Origin of the sequence: Pseudomonas amygdali (assembly GCF_002699855.1) — a bacterium.
GTDB lineage: Bacteria > Pseudomonadota > Gammaproteobacteria > Pseudomonadales > Pseudomonadaceae > Aquipseudomonas > Aquipseudomonas amygdali.
In genome coordinates this window covers 32,753-42,352 of the sequence record NZ_LKBW01000263.1, presented here as the reverse complement: position 1 = coordinate 42,352, position 9,600 = coordinate 32,753, and the positions used below count along the sequence as shown (strand labels likewise).

The 9,600-nt window shown below is 57.6% G+C and carries 7 protein-coding genes and 2 pseudogenes; 1 reads left to right on the top strand and 8 read right to left on the bottom strand.

Annotated elements, in window-relative coordinates:
• Positions 1-62: 62 nt before the first annotated feature.
• Both AO277_RS29455 and AO277_RS16670 read right to left on the bottom strand, forming a co-directional pair.
• Positions 63-956, bottom strand: a pseudogene (locus AO277_RS29455) (methyl-accepting chemotaxis protein); the annotation flags it as partial.
• Positions 957-1,121: 165 nt separating this feature from the next.
• Positions 1,122-2,735 (bottom strand): methyl-accepting chemotaxis protein, encoded by a 1,614-nt coding sequence (locus tag AO277_RS16670; protein ID WP_044319849.1) that lies wholly within the window; start codon positions 2,733-2,735, stop codon positions 1,122-1,124.
• Positions 2,736-2,945: 210 nt separating this feature from the next.
• Between AO277_RS16670 and AO277_RS16665 the strand changes: the two genes are divergently transcribed.
• Entirely contained in the window at positions 2,946-3,890 is a 945-nt protein-coding gene (locus tag AO277_RS16665) for a DNA/RNA non-specific endonuclease (RefSeq protein ID WP_044319848.1), read from the top strand.
• Between the two features lie 135 nt (positions 3,891-4,025).
• Here AO277_RS16665 and AO277_RS16660 read toward each other — a convergent pair whose 3' ends face one another.
• The 6 genes and pseudogenes from AO277_RS16660 to AO277_RS16640 form a co-directional block, all read right to left on the bottom strand.
• Positions 4,026-4,946: a substrate-binding domain-containing protein gene (locus AO277_RS16660; RefSeq protein ID WP_005732958.1), complete on the bottom strand. Its 921-nt coding sequence runs from the start codon at positions 4,944-4,946 to the stop codon at positions 4,026-4,028.
• A gap of 17 nt (positions 4,947-4,963) precedes the next feature.
• A complete protein-coding gene (locus tag AO277_RS29910) occupies positions 4,964-5,722 on the bottom strand; it encodes a methyl-accepting chemotaxis protein (RefSeq protein ID WP_414702790.1) in 759 nt (252 codons plus the stop codon).
• A 96-nt stretch (positions 5,723-5,818) separates the two neighbouring features.
• Positions 5,819-6,241 (bottom strand): annotated as a pseudogene (locus AO277_RS29905) (HAMP domain-containing protein); the annotation flags it as partial.
• A gap of 907 nt (positions 6,242-7,148) precedes the next feature.
• Entirely contained in the window at positions 7,149-7,985 is an 837-nt protein-coding gene (locus AO277_RS16650) for a DUF1206 domain-containing protein (RefSeq protein WP_005732959.1), read from the bottom strand.
• 110 nt (positions 7,986-8,095) lie between these two features.
• Complete coding sequence (locus AO277_RS16645) at positions 8,096-9,187, bottom strand: SMP-30/gluconolactonase/LRE family protein (RefSeq protein WP_044319846.1); 1,092 nt, start codon at positions 9,185-9,187, stop codon at positions 8,096-8,098.
• A 122-nt stretch (positions 9,188-9,309) separates the two neighbouring features.
• On the bottom strand, positions 9,310-9,579 hold the full coding sequence (locus AO277_RS16640) for a hypothetical protein (RefSeq protein WP_016981348.1): 270 nt from the start codon (positions 9,577-9,579) through the stop codon (positions 9,310-9,312).
• Positions 9,580-9,600 lie beyond the last annotated feature (21 nt).

The following is a 9,600-nucleotide window of genomic DNA, read 5'->3' as shown; positions in this document are numbered from 1 at the left end:
CCGAGTCTGCCCAGGTGGCATGACTCAAACAAAAGGGTCTCCGAGAAACCCGGGGCGGTTCACACCTCATCCGCCACCACAGCAAACCCTCGACCGCTTTCACCGGCCCGCGCCGCTTCGATGGCCGCATTGAGCGCGAGCAGGTTGGTCTGCGAGGATATCTGCTGGATGAGCCCGACAATCGACTTGATGCTTGAAGAACGCTCATTCAAGCCGGATACCAGCCCGCCGAATTCATTGAGACTGCTGGATATCTGGCTAATGTTTCCAGTCACCTCCAGCAATTCGGCATAAGAGTCACGCGCCATGCTCAGGTTCTGCGCAGTGGTAGTGGAAATGCCCTGCGTCTGCTGCGAGACGTCCTCAATGCTGCCCACCGCCATATTGCTCTGGTCCATCACCTCTCTGGCGAAACGCGCCTGATCGGTCGCGCTGTCGCTGGAATCACTGATGTTTTTCAGCGAGCGTGCCGATTCGACTGCGATCTGCACCGTCAGCGCCTGAATACTGCTGATAACCTCGCGCTGCTTGGCCAGAAAACGATTGCAGGTACTGGCCAGCACTCGAATTTCGTCATGGGTCAATAATGGCAAGTCACGGGACAGGTCGCCTTCGCCGTTGGCGATTTCTTCGAGTGCGTGAGTCATGAACATCACTGGACGCACAATCAAATGGCGGAAGTACCAGACCATGAAACTGACCATGACCAGCGTAAACAGGGTGCTCAGCAGGATTGCGTTGCTGAGGACATCCAGTTGGCCCTGAATTTTGCCCAGTTCGGCCGCATCCAGTTGCGTGCCGTGGAGTTGCAGCATGATGTCAGAGCGGATGTTCAGAGCCACCCAGTACAGCAGCGCGCTGACCAGGACCAGCAGAAAAAGGCTCGAGAGCTTTTTGGTCAGTGTGTCGAAAAACTGCTTTTCGACTGACTCGTATAAGGCCTTTAACGTCTGCATGTCGCTGCTCCTGGGGTGAAAAATGATTCATCCACGAAAATTAACGCTTGTCGGTGCCGAAGATTCAATGGCTGAACCGGCCAATACAGGCCTGTGATGACCCCTGCGCGACTCGACCGGGGGTCGAATGCGCCGGAGAGTACTGCAGGTCGGGGCTATTTGATATCAAAGACGGAAACGATCCACCGATTGCGAAAGCTGTCCGGCCATTGCCGAAAGTTCATCGGTAGTGCTGGCGGTCTGCCCGATGACCCGGCTATTGCCCTCGGACATACTGGCAATCATCTCCACTTGGTGAGCGATTTCGTTACTGGCCAGGCTCTGTTCACCAATGGTGCGAGTGATGTCGTTGACCAGTTGTGTGGTGCTCAACGTGGCCTCCAGTATCTCGCTGATCGAGCGTTGCACTTCAGCGGTGACGGCCATGCCCTTGTCGACCTGGGCAACGCCTGCTTCCATGCTGGTCACCGCCTCGCGGGTACTTTGCTGAATACGAGCGACCATCGCGGTGATTTCCTGGGTCGAGGTGCTGGTGCGCCCCGCCAGATTGCGAACTTCGTCGGCGACTACGGCAAAACCTCGACCCTGCTCGCCAGCGCGTGCAGCTTCAATGGCTGCGTTAAGCGCCAGCAGGTTGGTCTGATCGGCAATGCCCTTGATCACCTGAATAATATTGAAAATTCCTTCCGAGTCCTTGTCCAGCGTACGGATAACCTGCGCCGACAGCTGCGCCGAGCGGGCAATGCTGTCCATGTCACTGACCACCTGATGAATCACCCGGCCACCATTTTTCGCCAGTGTTTCAGCCTGATTTGCCATTTCCAGCGCGTGCCCGGCATGCCGGGTGATTTCTTCGATGCTCGCCGTCATCTCGCTGGTCGCTGCCGACATGGTGCCCGCTGCCGAGCTCTGCTGCCGACTGCTGTCGGCCACTTCATGGCAGCCACTGCTGAGCTGGCGGCTCATACCGCTGACGCCATGCGCGTTACTGCGCACCACTTCGATCATCCCCCGCAGGTCGCGCTGCATGACCGCCAGACTGCGAATCAGCATGCTGGCCTCGTCACGGCCACGGGGCTCGTTGATAGGTTCACTGAGATTGCCGTGAGCAATGCTGTCGGCAATGCGGCTGGCAGAGGCAAGAGGAATCATGATGCTGCGGGTTACCCAGCGGCCCTGAACCAGAAGCAGCAGGATACTGGCCACCAGCACCACAACCAGAGCGATGTTGGCGCTGCGGATTGCCTGACGGGCACCTTCGCCGCTTGCCTTGAAATTCCCCTCGATCAGGTCGCTGAGACTGGACATCTGCACTTCCAGTTGCGTGAAGGCGCTGGTGAACGTGCCCAGTTCCTGTTGCGCTCGTTCCGGATTATCCAGAGCCAGACCGACAATACGCTCGCCACTGGCAATATAGGTATCGAGGCTGGGCTTGATCCTGTTCAGCTCCGCCTTGATCGCTTCGGTGATGGGAAGTTTGAGGTTATCGTTCAGCACAGCTCGAAAATGTGCAGCATGCTCATCAAGGGATTTCTGCACCTCTTCACGCGTGCTGTTGCTTTTGCCCAGGCCGACCAGCATCGCCGACAGCACATCGGCACGCAGCGCATCGTGCATCATGTCGGCTTCCAGATGATTGCTGAGCGCGGTCATGCTGACCTCGCTGTCGATCATCGCCGTCTCCGTGCGGGTATTGCCCACATAGTTGACCAGGCTGATGATCAGAGCCGTCAGCACGCTGGTGCCAATCAACAACAATAGACGTAGCTTTATCGACATCCTGATGTCCCCTGCGATCAGTGAAATAACATGAACTGCGGAGTGCTCTTATTCAGAGCTTATCGACGCCTGTTACCCGTAACTTGAACCCGTTTACAGTTTTTTACTGTATGAGTGCCCGCGAACGATCGATTACCCGGCCTGACGTCGACCTGTAACGCGGCTATGGTGAACTGTAATGAACTCACGCCCACCGCAGGAGCCAACCAAGTGTCTGACAAAAAGCCCGCTATCGATCTCACCTACCGACCACGCCTCGCCGACCTCAAGCCACTGCTCCCTTCGGCCGAATTGCTTGCACCGCAACCTCTTGCATCGCCACGCACCACACCGGCGAGCGAATTGCAGAAACGTAAGGGGTATGTCGAGAATTTTCTCGGTGACTTCGTCGTGCCATGGCCCTCGACCGACGCGGAGCTGGCACCGGATGTCTATCCGCTGGACAACGCCGGAAATCGCCTCGATTACACCCACTTTTCAATCACCATGTCGCGCAGTCGGCGTCTTGCTCTGTATGTCGGTGTCAATATCGACGGTGCCAGCAGCGTCGAGGTCAAGCGTGGCAAGGATTCGTGGTCTTTTGATGGCAGGCTGCCTGCCGAGGCGCAGATCGGCGAAAGCCTGTACGCCGACAATCTGCTGGATCGCGGTCATCTGGTCAGGCGTCAGGACCCTAATTGGGGCAAGGAAGCCGAAACGGCCAACAGCGATACCTTTCACTTCACCAACTGCTCACCGCAGATGGCCGCCTTCAATCAGAAGACATGGCTGGAACTTGAGGACTACATCCTTGAGAACACGCGACGCTGGAAATCCCGGGTAACCGTTTTCAGCGGGCCGGTGCTGCGCGAAGACGACCGCAGCTACCGCAACCTCAAGATCCCTTCGGCATTCTGGAAGGTCGTGGCGTTTCTTGGCGACGACGGCAAACCTTCGGCCAGTGCCTACATGATCGACCAGAGCAGCGAGCTGGGTAAGCTGGAGATCGTATTCGGTCCACTCAGAACCTGGCAGCGCAGCGTCCTGCAGATCGAAAAACTCACTGGCATCAGCTTCGGCGACCTGGCCAGCTACGATGGTTTCTCCAACGAAGAGCGCCTGACCGGCACACGCATCGAAGCACAGATTCGCGGGCCGCAGGATATCCGGTTATAGCGCGTTATAGACAAGCCCTGAGATGCCGTAGAGTGGGCTTGTGCCCGGAAAGCATGGAGCTTCCGGGCTAATTGAAACAACGCTGAGCGCTCCGCGTGCGGTTCACTGGAAAGACAGTCAGTCCACACCGCGGCCCTATTCGAACTGCTGGCGATTCTCCGGGGTGATGAGTTTGAACGGTACCCAAATGACCGGAGATGCCAGTGTTTCGCCACGCGCCATGCTCAGCGCGGCATCTACTGCGCCGTTGGCCTGGCCGACCGCATCCTGAAACACGCTGACGGCCATCTTGCCCTCGGCCATCAGCTTCAAACCGTCCGGGGTGCCGTCGATGCCGCCCACCAGATAATCCCTGGCATTCTTTCCGGCCTTCTCCAGCCCCATGATCGCACCGATCGCCATTTCGTCGTTGTTAGCCGCGACGATAGAGAAGTCCACACCCTGCTTGACCCAGTCAATCACGATTGTCGCGGCCTGACTGCGCTCCCAGTTGCCGATTTTCTTCTGCACGACCTTCATGTTCGGGTACTTGGCGACCACTTTTTCCACGTCCTCGGTGCGCATGACCGACGACTTGTTACTCGGATCACCCACCAGAATCACCACGTTACCCTTGTAACCGGCACGACGGGCCAGCTCTTCCATCTGCAAAGTGCCGGACTCCAGTTCGTCAGAGCCGACAAATGCCGTCAGCGCAGGCCACTTGGCAGGTTCCGGATTGCGGTTGACGAATACCAGCGGAACCTTGGCCTCATTGGCCAGGCGCATCATTTCCGCTGCGCTTTTGCCGTTCACCATCGCGACAACGATAGCGTCGACTTTCGAATTAACCAGATTGCGGAATTGACGCATCTGCAGCTCGACGTCGTCCTGACCGTTCTCCATGAAGATGTCGGCATCCAGCAGCGCCACCTGCTTTTCCACCCCGTGGCGCAGAATGGTCTGAAAATTGTCGTTGTACTTGGCCATACCCACGCCGATCAATGGCGTGGCCGCCTGTGCCAGGCCCGCGACCAGCAGGCTTGCACTCAGGGAAATCGATAACCACTGTTTCATGTTCTGACTCCCGGGCATCAAACGCTGAAATGATGGAGCAGCTCGCGCTGATCCCTGGCCATTTTCGACAGGTCCTGACTGCTGCTCGCAGACTGTTCGGCACCGTCGGCGGCCTGCTGGGCAGAATCGTTGATGTGCGTGACCATGCGACTGGTTTCCTGCACCGTTGCGCTTTGCTGCTCGGTGGCAGCTGCGATCTGGATATTCATGTCGCGAATCGTGTCCACCGCCTCGCCCATTTCCACCAGCAACTGGTCGGCACCGGAAGCCAGCGTCACGCAGTGATTGGACTGGATCTGGCTTTCGTTCATCACCTGCACAGCCGAGTGGATCTTGCTCTGCATCTGGCCGATAATTTCCTGAATCTCGCTGGTCGAGGTCTGGGTGCGACTGGCCAGCGAGCGTACTTCATCGGCCACCACCGCAAAGCCCCTGCCCTGCTCGCCAGCGCGTGCCGCTTCGATGGCCGCGTTGAGCGCCAGCAGGTTGGTCTGCTCGGCAATGGTACGAATGGCATCGACAATACCGTCAATGTTTTGCCCGTACTTCTGCAGCTCGTCGGTGACCGCAGACGCCTTGTTGACCTGTTCAGCCTGCTGACGAATGTTGACGATGGTTTCAGCCACGCGCTTCTGCACCTTGTTGGTCAGTTCGCTGGTGCTGTCCACCGCGCCACGCGTGTCCTGAGCACGACGGGCCACTTCTTCCACGGTGCTTTCCATTTCATTCATGGCCGACGCGGCAGAATTGAGACGGTCTTTCTGCTCGTCGACCACGCGGGTGGTCTGCTCACTGATCTGGGCGTTCTGACTGGCAGTCAACGCCAGGGTGTCGGCAGAGCCGATCAACTGCCGAAACGTCTGTTGCAACGACTGGGTGAACTCATTGAGGTAACCGCCCAGCTCGCCGAACTCGTCGCGACGGCTGACATCGAAACGCACCCGCATGTCGCCGCTGGTGAGGGTCTTGAGCACCTCGCGAAACGCCGCCAATGGACGCCGAAGGCTGAACGCGACCCAGGTACCGATGACTGCCGCTGCAACTACCGCCAGCAGGCAAGCGATCAGCAGCAGGCTGAGGCTGGTGGCGATGGTCGAATCCGCACCCGCCTTGGCCTCGTTGGCCACCGCCAGTGACTGATTACCGAACTCGCCGATCTTGTCCAGTGTTGCCTGAAGCCGGGTTTCCGCCGCCTGGCGCTGTTTACCAACCTGCTCGGCGAGCGCCGCCTCCTGCCTGTAGGCCTGATAAACGCCGTCACTGCCGGTGAGGTCGTTGAGCAGGCGGTTGACCATCACACCAGCGATACGACCGCCGCGTGGATCTACTGCCGTGAGTTCGCGCGCCCGAGTACTGATTACCTCATCCTGCAGGTTGAGCACACGCTGCAAGGTCTGGATATCCGGCGTCGCCGCGTGGGCAGCCAGCCCCTCGTAGGATTTGCCGACTTCCAGCAACAGCTTTTCACCTGCGGACACGTTATCCGCAGCCCCTGCACTGCGCTCGCGGGCAATGTAATCACGAAGATAACCGGTCAGTTGGGCGCCCTGGCTGCTGCTGTAGCCCTGCAATACCCGGCTCTGGAGTGACTGCAAAACGTGCTGTCGGTGACTGGCAATCAGAGTCTGCGCCTGTTCGGCATAAGCAGCGCTCAACTGACGCTGCTGATTCAGGTTGTCGCGTAGTTCAGCGCGATCGCCGATGTAGGCAGGCGTGCTGTCCAGCAACTGATTGAACCGGGCCATGCTGTCGTTGAAGGGCTGCTTGCCATCGTCAATCTGCTTGGGGTCATTGCTGACCAGAATCCCGAGCAGTGCCTGATTGGCGCGCAACACATGTACATAAAGCTCGCTCGCCGCCCTGCTCAAGGGTGCCGACTGCCCGGTAATGATGCTGATCCGGTCGCTTATGGAATGGGTGCTTTGGTAGCTGATACCTGCCATGGCGAGCAGCAGCACAACCAGCACGGCAAACCCACCGATCACTCGCTGAAGAATGGTCATGGCTATCCTCTTTTATTTTTATTGCGCCGAATCTGATCCGGGCCTGCGTAGAGAACGTCAGTCCGGAAAATGATCGGAACTCAAGAGAGAATGTCGGCCAGGCGGAAGGCGACTTGAGGCATGGTTCACATTATTTTTATCGAAAAAAGGGCCGCCTGACCTGAAAGATCACGCAGCCCTCTAACTACCCGAATGGAGATCAGCGGAAATGACGCGCTACCGCCTCCGGTGCATCAGGCACATCCATGTTGATCCTGCGCCATGCGGCCTGGGCGAAGCTGTACACCGAAAACGCGATCAGACCCAGCGCCACGATCAGTAGCACCAGACCACCGGCCGGCAGATCCTGCAAACCGTTGAGCGCATCCTTCATGCCCGGCGGGTGCATGGCCTGATAGCTGGAACCGCTTACGGCCAGCAACACTGCAATTTCGATAAACGCCACGCCGCGGGCGATCAGCCCGAAGCGCGACACCGGACGCACATATTTCATGACGTCTTCATCAGCCTCGAAATACTTCTCGAAGGACGCCTTGTAGCCCTTGATGATATGCACAATGCCCAGCGCCAGTGGCACCAGTGCCACGACGTAGACCAGCAGGTTGGAGTGATCCCAGGACAGAAGCGTTGCCAACAGGTCCTTGGCCTGACCACCACCCGATGAGCCACCGGAACTCTTGAGCCCGCTTACCAGCAGGCCCAGCGCGAAAAACGCCAATGCCCCATAAGTAAAGCCGCCCACCAGAAGACCGCCACGAATCACCAGCCCCTTGAGTTCGCGGCCATGATGGTCCACATCACGCGTGGCCTGCAGCACACGCCATGCGGCGAACGCCAGTAGACCGACAATTACCACCCCGACCAGCACGCTGCCGAACGGCTGGCTCAACAAGGCTTCAAGACTGCTGTGGCTGTCGGCGGGCTGTGAAGATCCCTGCGCCGCCAGTACCGCGAACAAACCAATAATCAGATAAACAACACCACGGGCGGCATAACCGCCTCGTGCAAGTAGAACAAGGCCGCGTTGCGCCGACATAAATAACTATCCCTGAGAGTAATTACAGGAACAGACCCGGCATGTTCACAGGGGTTCGACCCGATTGACAGCGTGCGCACATTGCACACCGTCAATGGGCTCATGACCCTTCAGGCAAACGTGGCACCTCGTGTATTCACGAACACCGAATAAAGCGAATGGCTGCTGGCCATGAACAGCCAATTGCCCTCTCGCCCACCAAAGCAGACATTGGCGCAGCGCTCCGGCAAGCTGATATGGCCGATGGCATTGCCTTGAGGGTTGAACACTCGCACGCCGTCGAGTTTCTCCATATCGGCCTTGGGATCACCGTTACAGCCCCAGCCACACCACAGATTGCCGCTTTCGTCGCATTTGATGCCGTCGATGGCCGCGTAGTCCAGACCTTCGATGTGTTTACGCCGCTCGCCCAGCGTTCCATCTTCGTTGACCGCTATCGCCCAGATGAGGCCGTGGGGTTTGGCGCGCCCTTCGACCACATACAAGGTTTTCTCGTCCGGCGAGAAGCACAAACCATTTGGACCTGCCAGATCATCGATAACCCTGAAGACCTTGCCGTTCGACGGGTCTATGCGATAGACGCCGAAGGGTTGCTCCTGCTTGACCTTTTGACCTTCATAGTTGCTTTCGGCCTGGAAGGTAGGATCGGTGAACCAGATAGACCCATCGCGTTTGCAGGCGATGTCGTTGGGCGAATTGAAAGGCTTGCCCTCGAAACTGTCGGCCAGCACGGTAATACGCCCGTTGTATTCGGTACGCGTCACCCGCCGTCCCTCGGTGGTGGTGCTCGACCCCTCACAGACCAGCAGCCTGCCCTGGCGATCGCGGCACATGCCATTGGAAAAGTTCGAATGCTCGCGGTACACCGACAGCTGACCCGTTACCTCGTCCCAGCGCATGATCCGATTGTTGGCGATATCGCTGACCAGCAAGTAGCGACCGTCTCCAATCCACACCGGCCGTTCGGCCCAGCGCATGCCGCTGGCCAGCTTCTCGACGCTGGCATTGAATATTCGTATTTGGGTAAAGCTGTCATCCAGAACACTGACCAATGGGTCGGGGTAGCGCTGGGTCAACGGCTGAGCGCTGGAAAGACGCGGCAATGCGCCAATGGCGGCAACCGTGGCCGAAACAGCCAGTGATTGTTTCAGGAAGCCTCTACGGCTTTGGTCTGCGGTGGTGGTTAGGGGTGAGAAATCCATGGTGCGTCTCCTTGTTGTTATTTTTGGAACGGCGCCCGCCTTGCAGCCGCAAGGCATCCTACAAGATATCTTCAGTCACGACAGGGTTCTGGTAAACCTCCAATTCCCATGCTCTGCGTTTATCACCTTACTGATCTGAATCGACAAAGAGTTTTAGCCGCACCCCGTACAATAAATGTTGACGGCACCAACATCACCAATACCATTATGACAAGAAGCATGAACTCTCCATTTTCTCCGCCGATTATACCCAAAGCACTTGCAGCCGAAACATACATATCGAGGCCTGTTTCAGTTTGAAGCAGCCAGCCCATCAGGCCTAGCGCGACAAGCCATTTAGTGAGCAGCGCAGCCAACACTAAAATTAGCGTGCTCTTTGTGATGAGCTTCATTATTTTTTTCATTGAGATATC

Coding starts and splice junctions, on each gene's coding strand:
- AO277_RS16670 (WP_044319849.1), bottom strand. CDS start 2,735: ATGTCGATAAAGCTACGTCTATTGTTGTTGATTGGCACCAGCGTGCTG.
- AO277_RS16640 (WP_016981348.1), bottom strand. CDS start 9,579: ATGAAGCTCATCACAAAGAGCACGCTAATTTTAGTGTTGGCTGCGCTG.
- AO277_RS16650 (WP_005732959.1), bottom strand. CDS start 7,985: ATGTCGGCGCAACGCGGCCTTGTTCTACTTGCACGAGGCGGTTATGCC.
- AO277_RS16645 (WP_044319846.1), bottom strand. CDS start 9,187: ATGGATTTCTCACCCCTAACCACCACCGCAGACCAAAGCCGTAGAGGC.
- AO277_RS16660 (WP_005732958.1), bottom strand. CDS start 4,946: ATGAAACAGTGGTTATCGATTTCCCTGAGTGCAAGCCTGCTGGTCGCG.